Origin of the sequence: Bradyrhizobium elkanii USDA 76 (genome assembly GCF_023278185.1) — a bacterium.
In the GTDB taxonomy this organism is placed as follows: domain Bacteria; phylum Pseudomonadota; class Alphaproteobacteria; order Rhizobiales; family Xanthobacteraceae; genus Bradyrhizobium; species Bradyrhizobium elkanii.
Genome location: NZ_CP066356.1, coordinates 778842 through 804416 on the forward strand (window position 1 = coordinate 778842; position 25575 = coordinate 804416).

19 protein-coding genes are annotated in these 25575 nt (G+C 66.6%); 10 read left to right on the plus strand and 9 right to left on the minus strand.

Annotation, left to right across the window (positions count from 1 at the left end; translation table 11 throughout):
- Positions 1-73: 73 nt before the first annotated feature.
- Both JEY66_RS03605 and JEY66_RS03610 read right to left on the minus strand, forming a co-directional pair.
- Entirely contained in the window at positions 74-1930 is a 1857-nt protein-coding gene (locus JEY66_RS03605; protein ID WP_018269072.1) for a cisplatin damage response ATP-dependent DNA ligase, read from the minus strand.
- Positions 1927-3006, minus strand: coding sequence for a ligase-associated DNA damage response exonuclease (locus JEY66_RS03610; RefSeq protein ID WP_016844847.1), 1080 nt, complete (start codon positions 3004-3006; stop codon positions 1927-1929). Before JEY66_RS03610 ends, JEY66_RS03605 begins: the two co-directional genes overlap by 4 nt.
- Before the next feature lie 130 nt (positions 3007-3136).
- Between JEY66_RS03610 and JEY66_RS03615 the strand changes: the two genes are divergently transcribed.
- From JEY66_RS03615 to pdeM, 4 genes are all read left to right on the plus strand, one after another.
- Positions 3137-4063 (plus strand): class I SAM-dependent DNA methyltransferase, encoded by a 927-nt coding sequence (locus tag JEY66_RS03615; RefSeq protein ID WP_016844846.1) that lies wholly within the window; start codon positions 3137-3139, stop codon positions 4061-4063.
- 126 nt (positions 4064-4189) lie between these two features.
- Positions 4190-5416 (plus strand): ABC transporter substrate-binding protein, encoded by a 1227-nt coding sequence (locus JEY66_RS03620; protein ID WP_026191942.1) that lies wholly within the window; start codon positions 4190-4192, stop codon positions 5414-5416.
- Between the two features lie 479 nt (positions 5417-5895).
- Positions 5896-8655, plus strand: a complete 2760-nt coding sequence (locus tag JEY66_RS03625; RefSeq protein WP_041482703.1) for a ligase-associated DNA damage response DEXH box helicase — start codon at positions 5896-5898, stop codon at positions 8653-8655.
- 63 nt (positions 8656-8718) lie between these two features.
- Positions 8719-9390, plus strand: coding sequence for a ligase-associated DNA damage response endonuclease PdeM (pdeM, locus tag JEY66_RS03630; protein WP_018269069.1), 672 nt, complete (start codon positions 8719-8721; stop codon positions 9388-9390).
- Positions 9391-9570: 180 nt separating this feature from the next.
- On the opposite strand, the gene JEY66_RS03635 is transcribed toward pdeM, so the two are convergent.
- Positions 9571-10434, minus strand: a complete 864-nt coding sequence (locus tag JEY66_RS03635) for a LysR family transcriptional regulator (RefSeq protein ID WP_026191940.1) — start codon at positions 10432-10434, stop codon at positions 9571-9573.
- 98 nt (positions 10435-10532) lie between these two features.
- Between JEY66_RS03635 and JEY66_RS03640 the strand changes: the two genes are divergently transcribed.
- From JEY66_RS03640 to JEY66_RS03650, 3 genes are read left to right on the plus strand one after another with little or no spacing between them, the layout of a single operon-like run.
- On the plus strand, positions 10533-11456 hold the full coding sequence (locus JEY66_RS03640) for a DMT family transporter (protein ID WP_016847598.1): 924 nt from the start codon (positions 10533-10535) through the stop codon (positions 11454-11456).
- Entirely contained in the window at positions 11453-12217 is a 765-nt protein-coding gene (locus JEY66_RS03645; RefSeq protein WP_018269068.1) for an MBL fold metallo-hydrolase, read from the plus strand. Before JEY66_RS03640 ends, JEY66_RS03645 begins: the two co-directional genes overlap by 4 nt.
- Before the next feature lie 58 nt (positions 12218-12275).
- Entirely contained in the window at positions 12276-13607 is a 1332-nt protein-coding gene (locus JEY66_RS03650; protein ID WP_016847596.1) for an NRAMP family divalent metal transporter, read from the plus strand.
- A gap of 14 nt (positions 13608-13621) precedes the next feature.
- Here JEY66_RS03650 and JEY66_RS03655 read toward each other — a convergent pair whose 3' ends face one another.
- Positions 13622-14131: an Lrp/AsnC family transcriptional regulator gene (locus tag JEY66_RS03655; RefSeq protein WP_240536792.1), complete on the minus strand. Its 510-nt coding sequence runs from the start codon at positions 14129-14131 to the stop codon at positions 13622-13624.
- A gap of 128 nt (positions 14132-14259) precedes the next feature.
- Between JEY66_RS03655 and JEY66_RS03660 the strand changes: the two genes are divergently transcribed.
- A complete protein-coding gene (locus JEY66_RS03660; protein ID WP_038376653.1) occupies positions 14260-15570 on the plus strand; it encodes an aspartate aminotransferase family protein in 1311 nt (436 codons plus the stop codon).
- Between the two features lies 1 nt (position 15571).
- Here the strand turns inward: JEY66_RS03660 and JEY66_RS03665 are convergent, their stop codons facing one another.
- The 5 genes from JEY66_RS03665 to JEY66_RS03685 all read right to left on the minus strand — a co-directional run bounded on the left by JEY66_RS03665 (position 15572) and on the right by JEY66_RS03685 (position 22983).
- A complete protein-coding gene (locus tag JEY66_RS03665; RefSeq protein WP_016847593.1) occupies positions 15572-16354 on the minus strand; it encodes a TIGR02186 family protein in 783 nt (260 codons plus the stop codon).
- Complete coding sequence (locus tag JEY66_RS03670) at positions 16351-17280, minus strand: sulfite exporter TauE/SafE family protein (RefSeq protein WP_026191939.1); 930 nt, start codon at positions 17278-17280, stop codon at positions 16351-16353. The genes JEY66_RS03665 and JEY66_RS03670 overlap by 4 nt, the downstream gene beginning before the upstream one ends.
- Positions 17281-17626: 346 nt before the next feature.
- Positions 17627-18469, minus strand: a complete 843-nt coding sequence (locus tag JEY66_RS03675) for a COG3904 family protein (RefSeq protein WP_016842722.1) — start codon at positions 18467-18469, stop codon at positions 17627-17629.
- A gap of 115 nt (positions 18470-18584) precedes the next feature.
- The gene (locus tag JEY66_RS03680) at positions 18585-22118 is read right to left on the minus strand and encodes a tetratricopeptide repeat protein (RefSeq protein ID WP_018269066.1); all 3534 of its coding nucleotides are present in this window, start codon (positions 22116-22118) and stop codon (positions 18585-18587) included.
- Positions 22119-22395: 277 nt separating this feature from the next.
- Positions 22396-22983, minus strand: a complete 588-nt coding sequence (locus JEY66_RS03685; protein ID WP_026191938.1) for a PadR family transcriptional regulator — start codon at positions 22981-22983, stop codon at positions 22396-22398.
- Positions 22984-23147: 164 nt separating this feature from the next.
- Between JEY66_RS03685 and JEY66_RS03690 the strand changes: the two genes are divergently transcribed.
- Positions 23148-23564, plus strand: a complete 417-nt coding sequence (locus JEY66_RS03690; RefSeq protein WP_016847109.1) for a nuclear transport factor 2 family protein — start codon at positions 23148-23150, stop codon at positions 23562-23564.
- Positions 23565-23672: 108 nt separating this feature from the next.
- The gene (locus tag JEY66_RS03695; RefSeq protein ID WP_016847108.1) at positions 23673-25460 is read left to right on the plus strand and encodes an acyl-CoA dehydrogenase C-terminal domain-containing protein; all 1788 of its coding nucleotides are present in this window, start codon (positions 23673-23675) and stop codon (positions 25458-25460) included.
- The last annotated feature ends 115 nt before the right edge of the window (positions 25461-25575 follow it).

Consider the following 25575-nt stretch of genomic DNA (forward strand, 5'->3'; position numbering starts at 1 on the left):
GCATTATAGGTCACGGCGGTGCACATGGGAAACCCGCGCGCCGCGATCAATGGCTGCCATGCGCGCTTCGGATTTAACTTCCTGTCATGGAGATTAACATCCGTTCAAGCGTCTCCAGCCGGTCCGCTTCGCGCGGCGGCTTGTCCCAGCGCAGGCGGCTGATCCGGGGGAAGCGCATTGCGACGCCGGACTTGTGACGCGGCGAGCGCTGCAAGCCCTCGAACGCGACCTCCAGCACCAGCCCCTGATCCGGCTCGTGCACGACATGGCGGACCGGGCCGAACTTCTCGGTGGTGTTGCGGCGGACGAAGCGGTCGATCTGCAACAGCTCCTCGTCGGTGAAGCCGAAATAGGCCTTGCCGACCGGCACCAGCTCGTCGCCGGCATCGCCGCGGGTCCAGACGCCGAACGTATAGTCGGAGTAATAGGACGAGCGCTTGCCGTGGCCGCGCTGGGCATACATCAAGACGGCGTCGATGATGTGCGGATCACGCTTCCACTTCCACCACGGACCTTTCGGCCGTCCGGGCAGATAGGACGCGTCGCGCCGCTTCAGCATCACGCCTTCGACCGCGTCGGCATCGTTGCCGGCACCGGCGCTCTTGGGATCGGCGCGCGCCGCGGCCAGCTGTTCCCAGCTCGCGAACGGGACGGTTGGCGACAGATCGATGCGCGGATCGTTCAGCTTGGCGACGAAGGCTTCGAGATGCGCGCGGCGTTCGGTGAAGGGCAGCTCGCGCAAATCGTTCTCGTCGTCGCCGAGCAGGTCGTAGGCGCGCAGGTGGATCGGAAACTCCTTGATCAGCTTCGGCGAAACGACCTTGCGGTTCAGCCGCTGCTGCAACACGTTGAATGTCTGCACGCGGCCGTCGCGCAGCACCAGCAATTCCCCGTCGATCGCGCCGGGCAGATGCAGCGACGGCACGAGATCCGGAAAGCTGCCGGTGATGTCCTCGCCGGTGCGTGAATAGAGCCGCGCCTGGACGTGGCCGCGCGCATCGCGGCCGGACACCGCCTGCACCCGGATGCCGTCCCATTTCCATTCCGCGCTGAAATCGGCGGCGGCGAGATTGGCGAAATCGCTATCCTCGATCGCATGCGCCAGCATCACCGGGCGGAACGGCGCCGGGTCGCGGTTGACCGGTTTGTCGCCGCGGCCCTCGAGCCAGGCGAACAGGTCGAGATAGGGCGGCGACAGGCCCGGCCACAGCAGCTCGATCCCGTGCGGGTCCTTGTCGCCGAGCGCCGCCGCCGCGGTCTTCGCCAGCCGCGCCGAGATCCCGATCCGCATCGCGCCGGTGACGAGCTTCAAGAGCGCCCAGCGCCCGGTCTCGTCGAGCTCGTCCAGCCAGCGCGCCAGCTGCGCCGGCAGCTCGGCCTTGCCGAGCGTGCGCAATGTGGTGACGACGTCGGTGAGCGTTGGTGGAGGCGGGTTGTTGTGGCTGCGGAGAATCTCACTGCTATCTCGCCCGCGGTACCCCTCTCCCCAGCCCTCCCCCGCAAGGGGGGAGGGAGCCGGCCCACCGATGCGTCCCTCACTGACGTCAATTCCTTCAACATCGCCGTGAGGTGAGCAGGACGGTTGGGCTCCCTCCCCCCTTGCGGGGGAGGGCTGGGGAGAGGGGTGGCCCAGCAACGACTCGGCGTAATTTGCTCCAGCCTTCGGCCACATCAGCGCGACCGTCTCCGAGAGGTCGCCGACATAGTCATAGGAATAGCCGAACAGCACCGGGTCGGCGCGTTCGGTGATCAGGTCGCGGATCAGCCCAGGCTTGGCGTGCTTGAACGACAGCGCGCCGGTCAGCGCCGCCAGCGCGTAGCCGCGGTCGGGGTCCTCGGTCTCGCGGAAATAGGCGACCAGCAGCTTGATCTTGTTGTTGCGGCCGGGCTCGTAGGCGAGGCGGTCGAGCAGCTCGGCAAAGCGGTTCATGGCTTCTTGGTCTCGCCGACGGGCTGGGCCTCGCCGGCGGGCTCCGCCTCGCCGGTCAGTGCGGCCGTCTCGCCTTCGTCCTCGTCGCCATAGCCGACCAGATCGAGCGGCCGCGCGGCAAAGCCCTTGGTCCTGCACCAATGCACCAGCGCATCTTCCTGGCCGTGGGTGACCCAGATCTCGCCGGCACCAGTGGCGGCGATCGTCGCCGTCAGCCCGTCCCAGTCGGCATGATCCGATATCACCAGCGGCAGCTCGACGCCGCCTTGCCGGGCTCGGGCGCGCACGCGCATCCAGCCCGAGGCGAATGCGGTGACCGGATCGGGGAAGCGGCGCGTCCAGACATCGGATGTCGCGCTTGGCGGCGCCAGCGTGATGGTGCCGGCAAGCTCGGCTTTCTTCATGCCGCGCGCCGGCCGGAGCTCGCCGAGCGGAATGCCGCGCTCCTGATAGTAATAGGTGATCTTCTCCATCGCGCCATGCAGGTAGATCGGCGCGTCGTAGCCGGCCTCGCGCAGCAGCGCGATCACGCGCTGCGCCTTGCCGAGCGAGTAGGCGCCGACCAGATGCGCGCGCTCCGGAAACAATTTGACCGACGCCAGCAGCCTGTTCACTTCGCCGGCGGCATCGCCATGGCGGAACACCGGCAATCCAAACGTCGCCTCTGATATGAAGACGTCGCACGGCACCAGCTCGAACGGCGAGCAGGTCGGGTCGCGCGCATCCTTGTAGTCGCCGGAGGCGACGATGCGGGTGTCCTTGCAGGTGACCGATATCTGGGCGGAGCCCAATACGTGACCGGCGGGATGAAACGTCACCGTGGCGTCGCCGAGCCTGATCTCCTCGCCGTACGCGATCGCCTGCACAGAGCCGGCGAAATTCTCGCCATAGCGCAGCCGCATCATGTCGAGCGTTTCCTGGGTCGCGAGCACAGCGCCATGGCCTGCCCGCGCATGGTCGGAATGGCCATGGGTGATCAGCGCCCGCTCGACCGGCCTGACAGGATCGATGTGGAAGCCGCCGGGCTTGCAGCAAAGCCCGGCCGGGACGGGCATCAGGATGTCTTGCGGGCGCATCGTCCCTATATAGGCGCTCGATCCGCGATGTTTAGCCGGATCCGCGGGCTTGACCCGTGCATCCATCTCCGGAAAAAGTCCGTGCTTTGATGGATGGCCGGACCCGGCCGAGATTGGTTCCTTAAAGCGAATGGCCCCCCGCCTGTTTCTGTCCTCCGGCGACCTCGTCGCCGACCGCCGCTACGAGTTCGCGCGCGACCTGCAATTGAAGGGCGATCTGCCGGCTGCCGCCGAGCTGCTCGAACAGGCGATCGAGCTGGTGCCGAAATTCCCGTCGGCCTGGTACACGCTGGGCAAGATCCGCCTGGAGCTCGGCCAGCGCGAGGCCGCGATCGCAGCGTTCCGCGACGCGCGCGACGCCGATCCCGAAGACCGTCATGGCGCCGGCCTGCACCTGATGCAGCTCGGCGTCGAGGCCGTCAGCGCGATGCCGCCGGGCTATGTCCAGACGCTGTTCGATCAATATGCGCCGCGCTTCGAGGCCGCGCTGGTCGGCGATCTCGGCTATCGCGGCCCGGCGCTGCTGTTCAAGGCGGTGCTGTCGGTGCGCGCGGGCGCAAAGCAGCCGGCCTTCTTCAAGCGTGCGATCGATCTCGGCTGCGGCACCGGGCTGGCGGCCGGCGCGTTCGCCCGGCATGTCGATCGCTTCATCGGCATCGACCTGTCGCCGCGCATGATCGACAAGGCGCACGCCACCGGGCTCTATGCCGAGCTCGAGGTCGACGATATGTTGAAGGCCATCTCGGCCAGGCGCGAGGCCAGCGCCGAACTGATCCTGGCCGCGGATGCAATGGTCTATGTCGCCGATCTCGCGCCGGTGCTCGCCGAGGCCAACCGTGTGCTGGTGGCGGGCGGCGTGCTCGCCTTCACGACCGAGACCCATGACGGCGAAGACGTCATCATCGGCGAGGGACTGCGCTACGCGCACAGCGCAGCTTACGTACGTGCCTCCGTTGCTGCCGCGGGGCTGACGCTGGCCCTGCTCGACGATCTCTCGGCGCGTAATGAAGACAATATCCCGGCACCCGGACTCGTCGCCGTCGCGGTCAAGGCGTGACGCTCCCAACTTGAGTCTACACGCTACGCATTTGCCGTGACGCGGCATTGCGCCGCGAAGTCATGACTTCGCGCTTGCCCGGCGCGAGGCGGAATGCGAGAGCTTTTCGCCTCAGGGAGAGAAATAATGAAAAAACATACACGGCGCGAGTTTGGCGCCACTGCATTGTCCGTGATCGCCGCGTCCGTGCTGCCTGCGCCCTTCGTCCGGGCCGCCGACAAAAAGTACGATCCGGGTGCGAGCGATACCGAGATCAAGCTTGGCCAGACCGTGCCGCATTCCGGCCCCGGCTCGCTTTATGGTGTGCTGGGGCGCGTCGGCGAAGCCTATTTCCAGATGCTGAACGACAAGGGCGGCATCAACGGCCGCAAGGTGAAATTCCTCACCATGGACGATGCCTACAGCGCGCCGAAATGCGTCGAGGCGACGCGCCGCCTGGTCGAGCAGGAGGAGGTGCTGGCGCTCTATGGTTCGCTCGGCACCGCGCCGCAGACCTCCGTGCACAAATACCTCAATTCCAAGGGCGTTCCCCAATTGCTGTTGAACACCGGCGCCTCGAAGTGGAACGACCCGAAGAATTTCAAATGGACCATGGCGGGCCTGCCGCTCTATCCGACCGAGGCGCGCATCCTCGCCAAGCACGTCGTCAGCGTGAAGCCGAACGCCAAGGTCGGCATCCTCTACCAGAACGATGATTTCGGTCGCGACTTCCTGGGGCCGTTCAAGAAGGTGCTGGCCGATGCCGGCGGCAAGGCACAGGTGATCATGGAGCAGACCTATGATCTCACCGATCCGACGGTCGATTCGCAGCTCATCAATCTCTCGAAGTCGGGCGCCGACGTCTTCTACAACATCACCACCGGCAAGGCGACGTCGCAGTCGATCCGCAAGGTCACCGAGCTCGGCTGGAAGCCGCTGCAATTGCTGTCGGCGGGCTCGACCGGTCGCTCGATCCTGAGTGCCGCGGGCCTCGAGAACGCCAAGGACATCGTCGCGATCCGCTACAACAAGGAAGTCGGCGTGCCGCGCTACGAGAAGGATCCGGATGTGGTCGCGTTCGAGGAACTGCGCAAGAAGTACCTGCCGAACATCGACCCCGACAACACCATCGCCTTCGCCGGCTACGGGCAGGCGGCGACGATGGGCGAAATCCTGCGCCGCTGCGGCGACGACCTGACCCGCGCCAACGTGCTGAAGCACGCCACCACGCTCGCCGGTTTCCACTCGCCCTATTTCCTTGAAGGCATCAATTACAGCTACACGCCCGACGACTACACGCCGATGAAGACGCTCTATGTCTCGATCTTCAACGGCAGGGATTGGGAGCTCTCCGGCGAGCCGATGACGGAGTAGGGGTGGGGCGCGCTGTTGCTTAACCTCGCCCCGCGTGCGGCAGGGCCATCGCATATGAGCTCGATCGCTCCACAAACTCGTCATGCCCGGGCTTGTCCCGGGCATCCACGTCTTTGTTTCCAGGCGAAGAAAGACGTGGATGGCCGGGACAAGCCCGGCCATGACGGTGCGGACAAGTCCATCTCCTCCCATATGCGATAGCCCTGTTGCTTGCGGGGAGAGGCATAGGCCGCCTACGGCGGCCGTCCTTAAGAACGCCGAAGCAGAGCTTCGGCTATGTCGCATCGTCGGATGCGATCCGGGTGAGGGGATACAGGTCTCACGGCACTCGCCGCTCGCGGAAGCAGCCCCTCACCCCAACCCTCTCCCCGTGAAGAACGGGGAGAGGGAGTCGAAGCGTCCTGGCGCCGGCCCCGTGCCATCTGCCGCCATTTCCGTCCGCCCTCGACGAAACCGCCTGAACCACCTACCTCTTGGGCGTGTCGACGCTCGATCTCTTCTCCGTTCCGCCGTCGGAAACGGCCGATCTCCTGCCGCGCCGGTTTCGCGACTGGTTTGCCTCACGCGGCTGGTCGCCGCGCGAGCATCAGCTCGCGCTGCTGGCGAAAGCGCGCGAGCAACGCTCGGCGCTGCTGATCGCACCCACCGGAGCGGGCAAGACGCTGGCGGGGTTCTTGCCGACACTGGTGGAGTTGAGTGGAGAGGGGCAGGACAGAGCCGGAAAGCTTGTGCCGCACCCTCGATCGCCACCTCCCCCCTTGCGGAGGAGGTCGACGTCCGAAGGATGGCGGGAGAGGGGTACGCCGCTTGCTCCGAACGATACGGCTTACCCCTCTCCCCAACCCTCCCCCGCAAGGGGGGAGGGAGCCCTGGCAGCGAGCGCTACGGAGCCAAGAAAGAACCTCATCTCCACCGGTCGCGGCGTTCGCCGCAGCGGCGGGCTGCACACGCTCTACATCTCGCCGCTGAAAGCGCTCGCGGTCGACATCGCGCGCAATCTGGAGACGCCGGTCGCCGAGATGGGGCTGCCGATCAGGATCGAGACCCGCACCGGCGACACGCCGGTGTCGCGGCGGCAGCGGCAGCGGCGCTATCCGCCGGACATCCTGCTCACCACGCCGGAGCAGTTGGCGCTGCTGCTGGCCTCCGACGACGCGCCGTTCCTGTTCTCTTCGCTGAAGCGCATCGTGCTCGACGAGCTGCATGCGCTCGTCACCTCCAAGCGCGGCGATCTGCTGTCGCTCGGTCTTGCGCGGCTCTGGACCATCGCGCCGCAGATGCGTGCCATTGGCCTCTCGGCGACGGTCGCCGAGCCCGAACAACTCGCGCGTTTCCTGGTGCCGCAGCCGGGCGGCGAAAACGCGTCCGCCGACGTCGTCACCGCCGGCGGCGCCGCGCCGCCGGTGGTCGAGATGCTCGACACGCGCGAGCGGCTGCCGTGGTCCGGCCACAGCGCGCGCCACGCGCTGCCCGAGGTCTACGAACTGATCAAGCGCAACAAGACCACGCTGGTGTTCGTCAACACCCGCAGCCAGGCCGAGATGCTGTTTCAGGATCTCTGGCGCATGAATGATGACGGGCTGGCGATCGCGCTGCATCACGGCTCGCTTGACGTCGCGCAGCGCCGCAAGGTCGAGGACGCGATGGCCGCCGGAAGGCTGCGCGGCGTGGTCTGCACCTCCTCGCTCGATCTCGGTGTCGACTGGGGCGATGTCGACCTCGTCATCAATATCGGCGCGCCGAAAGGCTCCTCGCGGCTGATGCAGCGGATCGGCCGCGCCAACCACCGCTTCGACGAGGCCTCGCGCGCCGTGCTGGTGCCGGCCAACCGCTTCGAGGTGCTGGAGTGCCGTGTCGCGATCGACGCCATCGCGGAGAATGCGCAGGACACGCCGCCGCTGCGCTCGGGCGCGCTCGATGTGCTGGCCCAGCACGTGCTCGGCTGCGCCTGCGGCAAGCCGTTCCTGTCCGATGAACTCTATGATGAGGTCAGGACCGCAGCGCCCTATGCATCGCTCGCACGCACCGATTTCGACGATGTCGTCGATTTCGTCGCCACCGGCGGCTACGCGCTGAAGACCTATGAGCGTTTCGCGCGCATCAAGCAGGACAAGCAGGGCCGCTGGCGCGTCACCAATCCGAAGGTGCGGCAGAGCTATCGCCTCAACGTCGGCACCATCGTCGAGGAGACCATGCTGAAGGTGCGGCTGGTGCGCTCGCGCGCCGGCGGCCAGGGGAAAAGCGGCGGTTCGACCGGCGCGATCGCCCGCGGCGGCCGGATGCTCGGCGAGATCGAGGAGGTCTTCATCGAGGGTCTCGTGCCGGGCGACACTTTTGTCTTTGGCGGCGAGGTGGTGCGCTACGAGGCCTTGGTTGAAGATCAGGTCTATGTCTCCCGCGCCAATGATAAGGATGCAAAAGTGCCGTCCTACATGGGCGGCAAGTTTCCGCTGTCGACCTATCTCGCCGAACGCGTCCGCAAATTGCTCGACAACAGCCGTGCCTGGAACGCGCTGCCGGACCAGGTGCACGACTGGCTGTCGTTGCAGCGAAAATTCTCGCGTGTGCCTGCGGCGCGCGAGCTCTTGGTCGAGACCTTTCCGCGCGGCGGCAGCCATTATCTGGTCTGCTATCCCTTCGAGGGCCGGCTCGCGCATCAGACGCTCGGCATGCTGCTGACGCGCCGGCTGGAGCGCGCCCGCGCCCGTCCGCTTGGCTTCGTCGCCAACGAGTATGCGCTCGCGGTCTGGGGCGTCGGCGATCTCTCCTTCATGATCCGGCACGGCAAGCTCGACCTCAACGCGCTGTTCGATCCCGACATGCTCGGCGACGATCTCGAGGCATGGCTCGCGGAATCCGCGCTGATGAAACGCACCTTCCGCAACTGCGCCATCATCTCCGGGCTGATTGCGCGCCGCTTCACCGACGAGGAGAAGTCGCGTCGCCAGGTGCTGTTCTCGACCGACCTGATCTATGACGTTTTGCGAAAACATCAGGCCGATCACGTGCTGCTGCGCGCCGCGCGCGGCGATGCCGCCACGGGATTGCTCGATCTTCGCCGCCTCAGCGACATGCTTTCGCGCATCGACGGCCGAATCACCCACGAGGACCTCGACCACGTTTCTCCGCTTGCCGTCCCCGCGCTGCTGGAAATCGGCCGCGAGTCAGTTTATGGCGAAGCATCCGACGAGCTCCTGGCCGAGGCGGCCGAGGAACTCGTGCGGGAGGCGACGACGTAATACTGGCACTGTGGGGAACAGGACGTGACGGCAAACGCGCTAGCTTTGCGAGACGGTGACGATATGCGCGTTTCGAGGGTCACGGTGGCGGATGTCGGCTTCGTGGCCGATTTCTCCGGCGCGCTGTTTTGGGAAGCGCAGAGCCTGCTGGTGGTATCCGACCTGCATCTGGAAAAGGGCTCGAGCTTCGCCAGCCGCGGCGTGCTGCTGCCGCCCTACGACACGGTCGCGACACTGAGCCGGCTCGCCGCTGTGATCGCGCGGCACGATCCACGGCAGGTGATCGCGCTCGGCGACAGCTTTCACGATCGCGATGCGCATGCGCGGCTGTCGGAGCCGGATCGCGAGGCGCTCGCGGCGCTGCAGCTGCGGCGCAACTGGATCTGGATCTCGGGTAACCACGATCCGGCGCTGCCGTCCGATCTCGGCGGCGTGGTCGCAACCGAGGTCGCGATCGGGCCGATCGCGTTCCGCCATGAGCCGACCGGCGCGGCCGGCGAGATCGCCGGCCATCTGCACCCGAAGGCCCGCGTGCCGACCCGCGGCCGCTCGATCGAGCGCCGTTGTTTCGCTTCCGATGGCGAGCGTGCGGTGATGCCGGCCTTCGGCGCCTACACCGGCGGCTTGAGCATCCGCGACGCCGCATTCACACGGATTTTCGGATCGCCCGGCTTCATGGCCCATGTGCTCGGCGACAACCGCGTCCACGCGTTCGTGGCGTCGCGGTGTTATTGAGGATCGCGTACCACACATTCGGCGTCGTCCCGGGCAAGCGCAGCGCGACCCGGGACCCATAACTACCACTGTTTGAGATTGCGCAAAGCTGTGGCCCCAGCGCGGCATCACAACTGCATGCGATGGTTATAAGTCCCTGCTTTCGCAGGGACGACAGCGGAGTAGCGGCGCGACCTCGCCCTAAGCCGCCTTCGCCTGCACGCTCTCGCAGTACTCCGCCAGCCTGTCCGCCAGCCGCAGTGTTGCCGGGCTGGCTTCGGGGGCGGCGACGAGGGCGACCTCGGTGCGATCGATCGGCGCAAAGCCGTCCTTTGCGGTCAGCACGCGATGCTCCGCCTGGATCGACATTTCCGACAGGATGCTGAGCCCGAGGCCCGCGGCGACCGCGGCCTGGATGCCGGCGAGGCTGGAGGAGGTGTAGGCCATGTGCCAGTTGCGGCCGGCGCTTTCCAGCGCATGGATGGCGCGGGCGCGGTAGAGACAGCCCGAGGCGAAGCCGATCAGCGGAACCGAGCCGGCCGTCGTATCGCGCGGGTGGCTCTTGCTGGTGACCCAATGCACGCGTTCAGGCCACACCGCGATGCCGCCCTTCTCATTGGCGGCGCGCTTGATCAGCGCGAGATCGAGTTCGCCGCGTTCAAGATCGCGGTACAGGAACAGGCTCTGGCCGGAGCGCACGTCGAGCCGCAAGTTCGGATGGCTGCGCGCGAAAGTGGCGAGCAGCTTTGTCAGCCGATAGGCGGCAAAATCCTCGGTGATGCCGATCCGGATCGCGCCTTCGCTGCCAGGCCGCGAGAGCACGTCGCGGGCTTCTTCGGCGAGTGACAATAGCCGCCGTGCGTAGGTCAACAACCGCTCGCCGGCTTCCGTCGGGCTGACATCCTTGCCGCTGCGGATCAAGAGCGGCTGGCCGACATCCTCCTCCAGGCGCTTGATCTGCTGGCTCACCGTCGACTGCGTGCGGTGGACACGCTCTCCGGCGCGGGTGAAGCCGCCGGCATCGACCACCGAGACGAAACTGCGCAACAGCTCCAGGTCGAGCATCGCAGTCTCCATTTATAAATCCACTGCATGTCAGTTTATCATTTAATTTCCAAATATCAAGGCGCGGGCCTAGATCATGGCGGAAGGAGAATTCGCCCATGTCCGCCGCAACCTCGATGGCCGCGCCCCGCGCCCGCTTCAACACCCTGCCGCTGCTGATCGCCCTGTTCTGCCTGCTCTGGAGCTACGCCTTCGTCGCCGGCAAGATCGGCGTCACCGATTGCCCGCCGCTGATCCTGCTCGCCGCGCGGTTTTCGCTCGCCGGGGTTCTGATCCTCGCCATCTCCTGGCTGCGCCGCGACCAATGGGATCTTAGCTGGCGCGATGCGGCGGTGTTTGCCGTGCTCGGCGTCGCCAACAACGCGCTCTATCTCGGCCTCGGCTATACCGGCCTGAAGACCGTCTCGGCCGGGCTCGGCGCACTGATCGTCTCGGCCAATCCGGTGTTCACCGCCATGCTGGCGGCGTTGTTCCTCGGCGAGAGCATGACCTTGCGCAAGGTGATCGGTCTCGTGCTCGGCATCGTCGGCGTCGCCTTGATCGTCTGGCATCGCATGTCGGTCGGATCGGACAGCCCGCATGGCATCCTGTTCACGCTGGCCTCGCTCGCCTCGATCGTGGCCGGCACCGTGCTGTTCAAGCTGCTGGCGCCGAAGGGCAGCCTGTGGATCGGCAACGGCATCCAGAACATCGCCGGCGGCCTTGCCGTGATGCCGTTCGCCTTCACGCTCTCCAGCGTCAGCGACATCGTGCCCAGCATCCGTCTCGCCGGCGCCTTCACCTTCCTCGTGCTCGGCGGCTCGATCCTCGCCTATCTGCTCTGGTTTCATCTCCTGAAAGTGTGTGGCGCGACCGCCGCCAGCGCCTATCACTTCCTGATGCCGCCGCTCGGCATGCTGTTCGCCTATCTCGTGCTCGGCGAGCATGTCGAATTTCGCGACCTGCTCGGGATCGTTCCGGTCGCGCTCGGCATTTACCTGGTGACCCGCCCGGCGGCCCCCACCAGCAGGAGTATGACGTGAGCATCACCATCACACTGATCGGAGGCCCAACCGCCCTGATCGAGATCGACGGGTTCCGCCTGCTCACCGATCCCACCTTCGATGCACCCGGCGAGTATCAACTGCCGCATGTGAAACTGGAGAAACTGACGGGTCCGGCGCTCGGCGCGCGCGATGTCGGCGCGATCGATGCGGTGCTGCTGAGCCACGACCAGCATTCCGACAATCTCGACCATTCGGGCCGGGATTTCCTTAAAAGCGCGAAGCGCGTGCTGACGACGGAGGCCGGCGCGAGGCGGCTCGGCGGCAACGCCGAGGGCTTTGCGCCCTGGGCCTCGACCGAGTTGCAGAAGGGCGGCCGGACGCTCACCATCACCGCGACGCCGGCGCGGCACGGGCCGGCCGGGATCGAGCCGTTGTCCGGCGACGTCATCGGTTTCGTGGTCGAGCCGGCCAAGCCCGGCCGTCCGGTCTACGTCAGCGGCGACACCACCTGGTTCGACGGCGTCGCGGAGGTCGCGCGGCGCTTCGACTGCGGCGTGGTGCTGCCGTTCGCCGGCGCGGCGCAAACCCGCGGCCCCTTCCATCTCACCATGGACACCAACGACGCGATCGAGACCGCGCGCGCCTTTGCGGACGCGGTGATCGTGCCGGTTCATACCGACGGCTGGGCGCATTTCCGGCAGAGCGCGAGCGACCTGCGCGCGAGCTTCGATACACTCGGCTTCGGCCGCCGTCTGCGCATCCTCGAACCCGGCGTCGCCACGGTCATCGAGCCGTAGGTTTCGTCCCAGGAACCTTGCCGGTATCCGGCTCGTTATCGGACGGCTGGAACCGGACATGACGCGGCAAGGGACGATCCCACCAGACGACAAACATGACGATGCGCCGGCGGCGAAGCCCCGGCGCCAGCCGTTCGGTTTCAACCGCGTCCTGAAGACGCTCGGCCCCGGCCTGATCACCGGCGCGTCCGACGACGACCCTTCGGGGATCGGCACCTACAGCCAGGCCGGCGCGCAGCTCGGCTACGGCATTGGCTGGACCATGCTGCTGACGTTTCCGCTGATGAGTGCGATCCAGGAGATTTCGGCGCGGGTCGGCCGCGTCACCGGGCACGGCATCGCGGGCAATGTATGCCGGCATTATCCGGGCTGGCTGCTCGCCGTCGTGGTGACGCTGCTGTCGATTGCCAACACCATCAACATCGCGGCCGACCTCTCGGCCATGGCCGACGCAGCAAAGCTCCTGATCGGCGGTCCGGCCATTCTCTATGTGGTGCTGTTCGGCGTGACCTCGGTGGCCGCGCAGATCTTCATGAACTACCGGCGCTACGTCGCGATCCTGAAATGGCTGACGCTCAGCCTGTTCGCCTATGTCGCGGCGCTCGCCTTTGCCAAGGTGTCGTGGACGGAAGCCCTGGCCGGCGTGCTGCTGCCGCGCATCAGCTGGAGCGCCGACTATTTCACGACCATCGTTGCGATCCTCGGCACCACGATCTCGCCCTATCTGTTCTTCTGGCAGGCCTCGCAGGAGGCGGAGGAGCAGCGGGTCGATGTCACCAAGCATCCGCTGATCGAGCGGCATTACGGCGCCCGGCGCGAATTCTCGCGCATCCGTGCCGACACCATCACCGGCATGGCATTCTCGAACGTGATCGCATTGTCGATCATCGTCACCGCCGCCGCATCGCTGCATGCCGCCGGCAAGACCGATATCCAGACCTCGGCGCAGGCTGCCGAGGCGCTGCGCCCGATCGCCGGGCCGTTTGCCGAGGTGATCTTCGCGCTCGGCATCGTCGGCACCGGCCTTCTGGCGATCCCGGTGCTCGCGGGCGCGACGGCCTATGCGGTCGGCGAGGGCCGGCGATGGCGGGTTGGGCTGACGCGCAGGCCGAAGGAGGCGATCGCGTTCTATTCGGTGCTGGCGCTGTCGGGCGGCATCGGCATCGCGCTCAACTTCACGCCGATCGATCCGATCGCGGCGTTGTACTGGAGCGCGGTCGTCAACGGCGTGCTCGCGGTGCCCGTGATGGTGCTGCTGATGTTCATGGCCCGCCGCCGGGACGTGATGGACCGCTTTGTGGTCGGCGGCTGGCTGTACTGGCTCGGCTGGCTCTCGACCGGCGCGATGGCGCTCAGCGTGATCGCGATGGGGGTCGGCTTCCTGCTGTAGCTCGTTCGAACTCCTCAACCCTCGCCGAACAGCGAGCTATCGATCTTGGTGGTCGATTTGACCTTTCGCAGGATGATCGTCGTGCGGTAGCTCGCGATGTCGGTGTCCGGATGCATGAGGCGGTCGAGGATGAAGGATTGATAGCGCGCCAGGTCGGTGGACACGATCCGTAGCGAGTAATCCCAATCGCCGGCAATCATGCAACATTCGACGACCTCCGGAAGGTCGATCACCTTCCTCTCGAAGCGCGCGAAGGATTCCCTGTTCTGTTGCTTGAGACGGACCTCGACGATCACGTCGAACCCGAGTCCAACCCGCGTTGGGTCCACCAGCGCCACATAGCGATTGATGACGCCGGCCTCTTCGAGGGTGCGAACGCGTCGCATGCAGGGGGCAGACGAGAGGCCGATCCGTTCGGCCAGCTCGAGATTCGTGATGCGCCCCTCGACCTGCAGCACGTCGAGGATTTTTCGGTCGATCTCGTCAATCACGATCGCGGTTCCCATTTCTTTCGTATTTTCCATCTTTTGCGCAATTGATTGCAGAAGAGGGGATGAAATGCATCTCAAATCGCAATGTCATTGCCCTCGCGCGCGCATAAGATGTGGTGCGAGGTTCTTTGGTCGCAGCGACCGAGCAGCAAGGAGCGGGCATGGCCGGAAATGACGACAAATCCTTTTGGGATCGCGCGCGGCGGCACCTCATTCGCTATGGCGGGACGTTCGCTCCCGTCATCATCGAGCGCGCCTCCGGATCCTTCGTCTATGACGCCGATGGTCGAGCCATCCTGGATTTCACGTCCGGGCAGATGAGCGCCGTGCTCGGTCACGGTCACCCGGAGATCGTCCAGACCATCAGGGAGCATGCCGAACGGCTCGACCATCTCTTCAGTGGCATGCTGACGCGCCCGGTCGTCTCGCTGGCCGAACAGCTCGCGGGCCTGCTGCCGCCGGGGCTTGATCGCGTCATGCTGCTCAGCACCGGCGGCGAGTCGAACGAGGCTGCGATCAAGATGGCCAAGCTCGCCACCGGCGGCTTCGAGACCGTTGCGTTCGCACAGTCCTGGCACGGAATGACGTCTGGTGCGGCCGGAACGACCTATTCGGCCGGCCGCAAGGGCTATGGTCCCGCGCCGGTCGGCTCGCTCGCGATCCCGACGCCGAACCCCTATCGCCCGCGCTTCGGCAACGCGGCCGATTGGCGGGCCGAGCTGGCCTACGCCTTCGATCTGATCGATCGCCAATCGACCGGCTCGCTCGCCTGCATGATCGCCGAGCCGATCCTCAGCTCCGGAGGGCTGATCGACCTGCCTGAAGGCTACCTTGCTGAGCTGAAAGAACTGTGCCGGGCACGCGGCATGCTGCTGATCGTCGACGAAGCACAGACCGGCCTCGGCCGAACCGACGCCATGTTCGCTTTCGAGCGCGACGGGGCCGTGCCTGACATTCTGACGCTGTCGAAGACGCTCGGCGCCGGGCTGCCTCTGGCTGCGGTCATTACATCAGCCGAAATCGAAGAGCGCTGTCACGAACGCGGTTTCCTGTTCTACACGACGCATGTGTCGGACCCGATGCCGGCCGCGGTCGGGCTGAAGGTCATCGAGATCATCCTGCGCGACAGATTGGTCGAGCGCGCCAGGATAGCGGGCGCGCGGCTGAGGGATGGGCTGCTCGCACTTCAGAACCGGTTCGAATGCATCGGTGATGTGCGCGGCAGGGGGCTGATGCAGGGCATCGAGATCGTGCGCGACCGTTACAGCAAGGAGCCTGACGAAGCGCTCGGAACGCGTGTCTCTCAGCGCTGCATGCAGCTTGGACTGAGCACCAACATCGTTCAGTTGCCCGGCATGGGCAGCGTGTTCCGCATCGCCCCGCCGCTGACGATCAGCGACGACGAGATCGACCTTGGCCTCGCGATCCTCGGCGACGCGTTCGAAGGCGCGTTGCAAAGCAGGGCTGGCTAAATCAATCCTTGCGGAACACGATCGAGGCCATCCAGCCGGTCATCAGCGCCATGAACGCGGTGATCAACCCGTAGACAAAGCCGTTCTGCCGCGCGGTGGTGGCGACGAATTGCTCGAAGCCGACCTTGACGATCTCGAACGCGGTCTCGGCCTTGGTCACCAGCGCGCCGTCGGAAAACAGCTTGATCTCGACATTATACGTGCCGATCGGCACCTCCGCGGGCAGCGGAATGCCGGTGCGGAACAGGGTCGGCGTCAGGAAGGTCACCGCCGAGGTCGCCTCACGGTACAGCCCGTGCTCGGAGCGCAGCCGCACGAAGGCGCTGCGGAACGGGTCGTTCGGCACCACGTCGGCATAGTCGGGCCCGACCCGCTGCATCAGCAGCACGTTGTTGAGCCCGAGCTGTTGCCGCCGCTGCACCTCGGGCGAGGCGATCTGGTCGAACGGGCGATTGGAGAACAGTGCGAGATAGCCCGGCACCTGCAGGAACTGGCGCGAGTCGGTGTTGATCCAGATGCCGAACTTGCGCTCCTTGCGCCGCGTGACCATGTCGGCGCGCGGGCCGGACACTGTGACGACGAGGTCGTAGTTCGTGCGGTTTGACGGCGTCTTGTCGTCTTTCTCGACCGAGCCGAACAACACCAACTCGCCGCCGGAATAGTTCGGCGTCACCGTGACGCGGTGATTGGAGACCGAAACAATCAGGCGCTCGGCATGAGCGGGCGCGGCCGCCAGGCTGGCGACGGCAAGGCCGATGATCGCGAGCGCCGTGCGCAGCCTCATGGCGGCGCTCCGCCGGTTTCGCGGATGCTGAACAGGTCCTGCGGCCGGATCACCAGCTCCACCGCAAAGCGGATGCCGACCGCGAGCACGAGCAGGCCGAGCAGCAGGCGCAGATGCTCGCCGCGGATCTTCTGGCCGGCGCGGGCGCCGAACTGCGCGCCGGTGACGCCACCGACCATCAGGATCAGTGCCAGCACGGCGTCGACCAGATGGTTGGTCACGGCGTGCAGCATGGTCGCGAACACCATGGTGACGAGGGTGAGCACCATCGAGGTGCCGATCACGGTCGAGGTCGGCACCCGCAGCACATAGATCATCAGCGGCACCAGGATGAAGCCGCCGCCGATTCCCATCACCGCGCCGATGAAGCCGATCGCGAGCCCGACCACGACGACCGGGATGACGGAGAGGTAGATCTTGGAGCGCTTGAAGCGCAGCTTCAGCGGCAGGCCGTGGATCCAGCCATGGCTGCCGGGCTTGCGCAGGGTGACGGGGCGGCCGCCGCGGGCGCGCAGCATCGCGCGCAGGCCTTCCCAGAACATCAGCCCGCCGACCGTCGTCAGCAGGATGACGTAGGACAGCGCGATCATCAGGTCGAGCTGGCCGAGCGAGCGCAGGAAGGTGAAGGTCCACACCCCGAGCGTGGTGCCGAGCGTGCCTCCGACCAGAAGCACCGCCGCCAGCAGCGGGTCGATCGCGCGTCTGCGCCAATAGGAAATGGCACCGGAGAACGAGGAGGCCGCGATGTGGCTGGCGACGGAGGCGACCGCGACCGCGGGCGCGATGCCGACGAAGATCAGCAGCGGCGTCATCAGGAAGCCGCCGCCGATCCCGAACATGCCGGAGACGAATCCAACCGCCGCGCCCATCGCCAGGATGAGGAAGACATTGACCGGAATGTCGGCGATCGGGAGGTAGAGCTGCACGCGCGTCGCTTCTTGTCGGTTCGCCGCGAGTTCGGCGCAAGGCCGCATCACGGCGTGATGTCGTTCTGGTCGGGCATTCTCCGGCTGAACGAATCCGGTCGGCGCGCAAGACGCAGGCGAACGCGGGTCGATTGCCTGCGTCTTGCATAACCGAATTCGGCGGGGGGAGGGACTAAAGAATCCGCTCCCGGGGGCATTTTTCGCCGCACCTGGCCGCCGTCTGCGGACGTGGTTGATAATTCAGATTAATGGCGCCGGTGTCGGCTTGTCTGAGCATGATCTCCGCGCAAACGCGTTCCGCGTTTGTCGCGAGGGAAAACCGTTCCGCACTTTTCCCGATCATGCTTCAGGGCCGATCGGCAGGCCTGGTGATCAGGTTCAGCGCGAGCGCCTCCTTCGGGTTCAGCCAGCGGATATCTGAGGTTTGCGACATCGCCTCGACGATCCCGGAGGAGACGCCCATCTTGGTCATGTAGCCCAGCACCATGCCCTGGATGCGTTGTGCCTCGGCGAGGGGATCGCTGACGGGCGTGCTCGTCGTGAAGCGATGCACGCCGAGCCGCGAGCCCGCGATGCCATAGCGCGTCTGGCCGCCAGCATAGACCAGCACGCAAGCGCTGGCGCAGGACGCGGGGCGGAGCTTGCCCGAGGCATCGGCGGTGGCGACCGCGGTGACCAGCCCGCGGGTGCGGATGACCTCGCCCATGATGGCGGCCTGGTTCAGCGCGCCGCCCGGCGACGACAGCAGCACGACGTCGCCTGGCGCGAGACGCGCCTCGCTGAGCCGGTCGCGGAACCAGCTCGCGCTGGCTGAGCCGATCTTGCCGCTGATCGCAAGCGCCCGCCGGCCGCGGCCCGATCCGTCGATGTCGACGTCGGGAATCACCGCCGACGTCATGCTGGCCGCGATATAGGTCTCGCGCCAGAAGTCCCAGGCGCCCGGCGTCGACAGGTCCCGGTAAGCCTGGATGGCAACGCTCGACAACAGCAGCACGAAGATGATGATGGACCAGAGCGAGAACCGGAACGCGCGGGGCGGCGATGCCGCGTTCCCTTGCGGCGTCGGCGGAGGCGGGGCCGAGGGGCGCGGGGCAAATGGAGACGGCGCCTGCCGCGGCGGCGCAACGCGGGGACCGGTCGGCGACGAACGGTGGCCCGTTCCATCATCCTGGCGATCGTCGACAGACAAGCCTGACCCTCCGGAACGCGTACGCCGACGGCGCGGAACTGCGCGCCTGTCTACACGGCGGAAGGCCGGAGGTATAGGACAGCGGCGCCGTCAAGGCGCCGCAGCCGTCTCGAACCTAGTGAGCCGGAGCGGCGAGCGCCGCGGTCCGCTTCGAGGGTTGCTTGACCGGCTTCGCCGCCGCGGGCTGCGCCGGTGCGCCGTCCCAGCCGCCGGCGGGGGCCGGCACGTTGACCGCATCGCTCGGCTGCGGCTCGGCGGTGAAGGTCTGGATCGCCAGCTTCGCGGCGGCCAGCGACTGCGGGTCGAGCCGCTTGGCAATATCGTCGCGCTTGTGGCCGGCGTCGGCGTCGCCCTGCGCGGCCGCGAGGCTGAACCACTTGAAGGACTCGGCGAGGTTCTGTTCGACACCGATGCCGCGGGCATAGAGGATGCCGAGATTGACCTGGCTGTCGGCAACGCCGCGATCGGCCGCCTTGCGGAACCACTGCGCGGCGCTCTTGTAGTCGGCGCCCTTGCCGCCGCCATCGGCGTCGAGCACGGCGAGATTGTGCATCGCCTTGGCGTTGCCGCGCTCGGCGGCCTGCACATAGTAGCGTCGCGCCACATCGAAGTCGCGCTTCACGCTGAGGCCCTTCTCGTAGAAGGTGCCGAGCCGGAACATCGCGGGCACCACGCCGGCCTGCGCCGCGCGGGCATACCATTTGGCGGCTTCGTCGACATTGGCGGTCACGCCCTTGCCCTCTGCAAAGCGGACGCCGACTTCATAAGCCGCGGCCGCATCGCCCTTGATCGCGGCGCTGCGCAGCGCCGGACCGCCGATCGCATCGGGCAGCTTCTCGCCCGCCGGGATCTGGACCATGGCGAGCTTGCCGCCGAGCGGCGGTGCGGTCGGAATCGTGCCGGTCACGTCATTGGCAGCGGCTGTTGGCACCGCGGCCGGCTCAGGCGCGGCGGCGGGTGCGGGCACGGTTGCCGGTGGGATCGTCACCTGCGCGCTGTCGAGCGTGTTCGGCGCCGGAGTGTTGTTGGACTGGCGGCCGAGCGGGGTCGGCGAGGTCATCGACGGTCCGGGCACTGACGATCCGGGCACTGACGGCCCGGGCACGCCGGACGGCGCGGGGGCTGCGGAATTCTCTGCGGGCGGCTGCATGGGCGGCGTGGCCGGCTCGCTGTGCTCGATCGCCGGCATCTGCGGCGCGGAGCTGGTGTCGAGCAGGTTCATCGCCATCTTGGCGGTCGAGAGCAGGATCACGACCACGCTCGCGCCGACCAGCAGCGAACGAATCTTGGAGGTGATGGTCGAAGGCTGCGCTTCGGGCGCGCCGGCCGCGGCCGTGCCGGCCTTGGCGGCAGCCGCCTTCGCGGCCTTGTCGGCCTTCTCCTTGGCCTTGGCTGCAGCCTTGCTCGCGGCGCGCGCCGCCTTCTCGTTGACGGGTTGCGCGGCAGCGGCCTGCGCGGCGCGGCGCGCGGCGGCGATGAAGCTCGATGTCGAGACCGGCTCCTTCTTGCCGGCGGGAAGATCGCTGATCGCGCGCTCGGAATCCGCGATCCGCTCCGACGGCGAAGCGACGCGGCCGGAGGGGCGTGTGCCCGGTTCGAGCGGATGATCCGGTGGCAGCTCCGGCGCGATCGCGGCGCGTGCGGACGCCGCATGCGGCTCGAGGATCTCGCTGATCGCGCGCGGCGGCAGCGGCGGCGGCGCGCTCTCGACCGGCTGCGCGGCATGGAATTCGCGCGGCGCGGACATGAAGTGCTCCTGCGCCAGCGCAGGATTGGGCAATTCGGGCCTGTACGATTCAGGCTTGTACGCTTCAGCTTTGGGCTGCGCGATCGGCAGCGACATCGCCGCGCGCGGCATCTCCATCCGCGGAGCTTCCATCCGCGGTTCGGCCGGCGCGGGAGCAGGCGGCGCGGTGCGCACCGTACGCAGATCGTTCTCGATCATCGCAAGACGATCGACGACATGGCCGAGCGTGTTGTGAACGGTCTCCAGCGAATCCTGGGTGCGGCGGTCGGTCTCCGACTGGCTGAAGCGGATGTCGGACAGCTCGCGCTTCACCATGTCGACGATGCCGCTGTCCATCATCGGCTGCGGCGAGGAGGTGCTGACGTTGCGGGCGGCGTCGGCCAGCGAGGCGATGTGGGCGTGCTGCGCCTCGAGGTGCCGCATGATGTCATGCAGACCTTCCTCGACCCGGCCGAGATTGCCGGAGCGCTGGTCGGCGGACCCCAGGCGCTCGAGCAGATAGGAGATGCGCTGCTCGAGATGGGTGAATGCCGACGAACTGTCGTTGCCGACCTGCAGGCGGTCGATCCGCTCCGACAGCGAGCGCAGCGCGCCTTCGATGGCGTCGGTGTTGTCGTAGCCGGCCGGCCGCTCGCGGGTCTCCAGCGTCGAGGCCAATGCGGCAATGCGCTGCTCGATCCCGGCGAAGGCATCGCCATGGCTCTCGGCGCGCGACATCTGCGACAGCTGGTCGACCTTCGCGGCCAGCGCATGCACGTCCCCGGAGAGCTGCAGCAGCGCGTCGTTGGAGGCGACGTTGGAGACGATGGCGCGCAGCGCGGCGATCGCGCTCTCGAGCTGATGCACCGTCGACGGATCGTCGTTGGCGCGCAGGATCATGTCGAGCTTGGCGCCGAGATTGCGGATCGCCTCGTCGTAGCCGGTGAGCTGCTCGGCGGGCGTCAGCGTGCGCAGCGCCTCGCGGATTTCCGACAGCGCGCGTTCGATGCCGGCGATCGCCTGACCCTGGCCGTTGCGGCCCTCCTGGCGGAGCTCGTCGATCCGGTGATGCAGCGAGCGGATCTCGTTCTCGATCGACTCGATCGCCCGGCGCGGCATCGCCTCGGTGATCGCCTGGCGGATCTCCGCAAGCTCGCCGCGGAAGGCCGCGATCGACTGTTCGATATGGTCGGGCCGCTGCAGCGCCTCGATCTGGCTCGTGATCTTGAGCAGGTGACGCTCGAGCGAGGAGAAGTCGGGCCCGGCCGGCGCAGCCGGCGGTGGCGGCGCATAGGCGGCCATCGGCGGCGCGCTGCGCGGCGGCATCTGGCGGTGTGCTGATACATCGAGCTCGTTCTGGCGCGCGGCGATCTCCGCGATCGCGGAATCGAACGAGGCCGGGCTCAGCGGCGGCGAGGGGCGATAGACCTGGGCCGCGGCGCGCTCGACCGCCTCTGCCTGGCGCAGCCTCTCCTCCAGTTGCCGGTCATGCATCTGCGACTCACGCTGCATCTGCGATTCACGCATCGGCTGCGGCTGCGGCTCGCGCGCCGGCTGCGGCCGCGAAATTTGCGACAGCCGGGCATCGAGGCGCGAAATCGCGTCGTTCAGCTGTCGTGCGACGGCGGGCTGGCCGCGCGGCACTTCGGCGCGCACCGCTTCGGCGCGCGTCAACGGCTTTGCAATCTGTTCGATCTGGCGGGTGATGGCGTCGAGCCGCTGGTGGATATCGGCGACCTCGCGGCTTTCCCGGCTCGGCATCGGCTGCCGCTGCTCCATGCGCCAATCCGGCGGGCTCGGTTCGCCGACGGTGGAGTTGAGCCAGTCGTTGAGCGACATGCCGGCGCGGCGCGCAGCCGCCTCGGCCCTTTCGCGGACGGAGGGATCGATGCCGTCAACACTCCACGATACGCGCGAATTCATGATTCCGTCCGGTCCCGACTCCGGCGCTACACCCTGCGCCCGCAGCCTCCCCGCGCATTCCCGTTAAGAGACAATCGAATTCTGCGCCGGGCGTCTGCCTCAGCTGCTGACTTTTTCCCGTCACGGTAAATAACGGGTTAAGGAATGCGGCCGACGGGCTCTAAAGTTAGGGAATCCGGGAACCTGTTGCGCCGGATCAGGACAGGGCTATCGTTTTCAGGCAGTGCGATTTCCGCTTTGTGTGACGGCACGCACAACCGCAGGCTTGCGATTGTTTCTAGCCGTTGCTTTCGCGCTTGCCGTCGTCGAGCGGCAGCACATTGCCGCGGCCGGACATCGCCGACAGCGCGTCGAGCGCCTCCTCGCACCATTCCACCACCATGCGCTCATGGCGCATCCCGAGGCGCAGGCTGAGCATCTTGCCGACGTCGGCCGGCGGTGCGGTGCCGTCGGGAAAGCGCTTGTTGAGCAGGCGCTCATAGCGCTCATAGCGGTCGCGGTGATGCTCCAGCCGCGCCATCAGGTCGGTGCGCAGCGGCTCGATGTCGACGCAATCGAGCGCATAGAGCCGGACCAAAAGGTCGTCCTTGATAGAGGGCGGAACGCTCGGTCGCGCCGCCCAGTGCTTCAGCGCCGCGCGGCCCTCGGCCGTCAGCGTGTAGACCAGCTTGTTGGGCTTGCCCGACTGCACCACCTCGCGGCCCTGGACATGGCCCTTGTCGCGCAGCCGCGAGAGCTCGCGGTAGATCTGCTGGTGGTCGGCCTTCCAGAAGAAGCCGATCGAGGCGTCGAACGTCTTGGCGAGCTCGTAGCCCGTCATCGGACGTTCCGTGAGGCAGGCGAGGATTGCGTCACCGAGTGCCAACGCCCACCTCCATCTCAGTTCCCAGGAAGACCATTCTGAAGTCCGCTTGACTTTATGCGTTACTGTGCATATGCGTCAATATGCATATGGTGATCGGCGTGCCGCCCTGTCGCGCGCGCCGGTGGTTCAGGCTTTTCTTAAACCCCGCCGCAGGAGACGTCCGAATGAGCAAGCCGGGCCTCGACAAGTGGTACGCCTACATGAAGTCCCACGACACAGCCGCTCTGTGGGATCTGCTGCATCCCGACGCGGTGTTCGAAAGCCCGGTCGTGCACACGCCGCAGCGCGGCCGTGACATCACCTTCAAATATCTCACCAGCGCCGCCAAGGTGCTCGGCGGCCCGACCTTCAAGTATCTCGGCGAGTGGCAGAGTGACGCCGGCGCGGTGCTCGAATTCGAGAACGAGATCGACGGCATCAAGCTCAACGGCGTCGACATCATCACGTTCGATGGTGACGGCCGGATCACGCATTTCAAGGTGATGGTGCGTCCGCTCAAGGCGATCAACCTGCTGCATCGGATGATGGGCGAGGAGTTGATGAAGCAAAGCGGCGCAACGTCGCAATCACAGTCGCGATAGCATCTGCCGCGGACCTCCGGAACCGGATAAGGTCCGCTCCAACAAACCCAAGGACACGCTGCGCAGCGTCCGTCGCACATGCGGCCACGTGCCAGCCGGGAGACCAGCATGCCAACCTACAAAGCCCCCGTCGAAGACGTCAGCTTCCTGCTCAACGACGTTTTCCAGATCGACCGCTACGGCAATCTTCCCGGCTTCACCGATGCGTCGGCCGATGTGCGCGAGGCGATCCTCGGCGAGGCCGCCAAGCTCAGCGAAGAGGTGCTGCAACCGCTCAATCGCACAGGCGATCTCGAAGGCTGCAAGCGCAACGACGACGGCAGCGTCTCCACGCCGAAGGGCTTCAAGGACGCCTTCAAGCAGGTCGCTGAAGGCGGCTGGCTCGGCCTGTCGGCGCCGACGGAGTTTGGCGGCCAGGGCCTGCCGGTGACGCTCTCGCAGGCGGTCAACGAATTCCAGATCTCCGCCAACATGGCGTTTTCGATGTATGGCGGGCTGACCATGGGCGCGACCGCCGCGCTGCTGGTGCACGGCACCCCCGAGCAGAAGCAGACCTATGTGCCGAAGATGGTCGCCGGCGAGTGGACCGGCACCATGAACCTGACCGAGCCGCATTGCGGCACCGATCTCGGCCTGCTCCGCACCAAGGCGGTGCGCCAGGCCGACGGCAGCTTCAAGATCACCGGCACCAAGATCTTCATCTCCGCCGGCGAGCACGACCTCACTGAGAACATCATCCATCTCGTGCTGGCGCGCATCGAAGGCGCGCCGGCCGGCATCAAGGGCGTCTCGCTGTTCGTGGTGCCGAAGGTGCTGGTCAATGCCGACGGCTCGCTCGGGGCGCGCAACGGCGTCAGTTGCGGCTCGATCGAGCACAAGATGGGCATCCACGGCAATTCCACCTGTGTGATGAACTACGACAACGCCACCGGCTGGCTGATCGGCGAAGAGAACAAGGGCATGCAGGGCATGTTCGTGATGATGAACGAGGCTCGCCTCGGCGTCGCCGTGCAGGGCCTCGCGCAGTCCGAGGTCGCCTATCAGAACGCGGTCGCCTATGCCCGCGAGCGCCTGCAGGGCCGCTCGCTGACCGGTGTCAAGGAGCCCGAGAAGCCGGCCGATCCGATCATCGTGCATCCCGACGTTCGCCGCACCCTGCTCACCATCCGCGCCTTCAACGAGGCGGCGCGCGCCATGGTGGTGTGGACCGCGCTGAAGAGCGACGTCGCGCACCGCTCCAACGACGCTGGGGATCGCCAGGCCGCCGACGATCACATGGGCCTGATGACGCCGGTGCTGAAGGGCGTCCTGACCGACACCGGGTTCGCCAACACGGTCTCGGCGCAACAGATGTTCGGTGGCCACGGCTACATCGCCGAGCACGGCATGGAGCAGTTCGTGCGCGATGCGCGCATCGCGATGATCTATGAGGGCGCCAACGGCATCCAGGCGCTCGACCTGGTCGGCCGCAAGCTGCCGCGCGACGGCGGCCGCGCCGCGATGGCGTTCTTCGGCGAGGTCGGCGCCTTCGCCAAGGAGCACGGCGCCGACGAAGCGATGAAGCCGTTCATCACCCCGCTTTCCACCGCGCTCGGCCATCTGCAGCAGGCCACCGGCTGGCTGATGCAGAACGCGCTGACCAAGCCCGACAATGCCGGCGCCGCCGCGACCGATTACATGAAATTGTTCGGCCTGGTCGCGCTCGGCTACATGTGGGCGAAGATGGCCAAGGTGGCGCAGGACAAGGCCGCCGCCGGCGCCACGCCCTACCTCAACACCAAGCTCGTGACCGGCCGCTTCTTCATGGAGAAGCTGCTGCCGGAGACCGCCGTGCATCTGGCCCGGATCCAGAGCGGCAGCGCCACCACGATGGAATTGGCCGCGGAAGCGTTCTGAAGCGTTTTCCAGCGAAGTGGAGACCGGTTCGAGTGAAGAAAATGCGTCAAACAAGAAAGCCTTGAAAATTGCCGCCGCACCGCTGCGGCGGCGGGTCCTTCCATATATATTATGA

Excerpts from the sequence above, each read along its gene's own strand:
- JEY66_RS03605 (WP_018269072.1), bottom strand. The coding sequence starts at position 1,930 with ATGAACCGCTTTGCCGAGCTGCTCGACCGCCTCGCCTACGAGCCCGGC.
- JEY66_RS03610 (WP_016844847.1), bottom strand. The coding sequence starts at position 3,006 with ATGCGCCCGCAAGACATCCTGATGCCCGTCCCGGCCGGGCTTTGCTGC.
- JEY66_RS03615 (WP_016844846.1), top strand. The coding sequence starts at position 3,137 with ATGGCCCCCCGCCTGTTTCTGTCCTCCGGCGACCTCGTCGCCGACCGC.
- JEY66_RS03620 (WP_026191942.1), top strand. The coding sequence starts at position 4,190 with ATGAAAAAACATACACGGCGCGAGTTTGGCGCCACTGCATTGTCCGTG.
- pdeM (WP_018269069.1), top strand. The coding sequence starts at position 8,719 with ATGCGCGTTTCGAGGGTCACGGTGGCGGATGTCGGCTTCGTGGCCGAT.
- JEY66_RS03635 (WP_026191940.1), bottom strand. The coding sequence starts at position 10,434 with ATGCTCGACCTGGAGCTGTTGCGCAGTTTCGTCTCGGTGGTCGATGCC.
- JEY66_RS03640 (WP_016847598.1), top strand. The coding sequence starts at position 10,533 with ATGTCCGCCGCAACCTCGATGGCCGCGCCCCGCGCCCGCTTCAACACC.
- JEY66_RS03650 (WP_016847596.1), top strand. The coding sequence starts at position 12,276 with ATGACGCGGCAAGGGACGATCCCACCAGACGACAAACATGACGATGCG.
- JEY66_RS03655 (WP_240536792.1), bottom strand. The coding sequence starts at position 14,131 with ATGGAAAATACGAAAGAAATGGGAACCGCGATCGTGATTGACGAGATC.
- JEY66_RS03660 (WP_038376653.1), top strand. The coding sequence starts at position 14,260 with ATGGCCGGAAATGACGACAAATCCTTTTGGGATCGCGCGCGGCGGCAC.
- JEY66_RS03665 (WP_016847593.1), bottom strand. The coding sequence starts at position 16,354 with ATGAGGCTGCGCACGGCGCTCGCGATCATCGGCCTTGCCGTCGCCAGC.
- JEY66_RS03680 (WP_018269066.1), bottom strand. The coding sequence starts at position 22,118 with ATGAATTCGCGCGTATCGTGGAGTGTTGACGGCATCGATCCCTCCGTC.
- JEY66_RS03690 (WP_016847109.1), top strand. The coding sequence starts at position 23,148 with ATGAGCAAGCCGGGCCTCGACAAGTGGTACGCCTACATGAAGTCCCAC.
- JEY66_RS03695 (WP_016847108.1), top strand. The coding sequence starts at position 23,673 with ATGCCAACCTACAAAGCCCCCGTCGAAGACGTCAGCTTCCTGCTCAAC.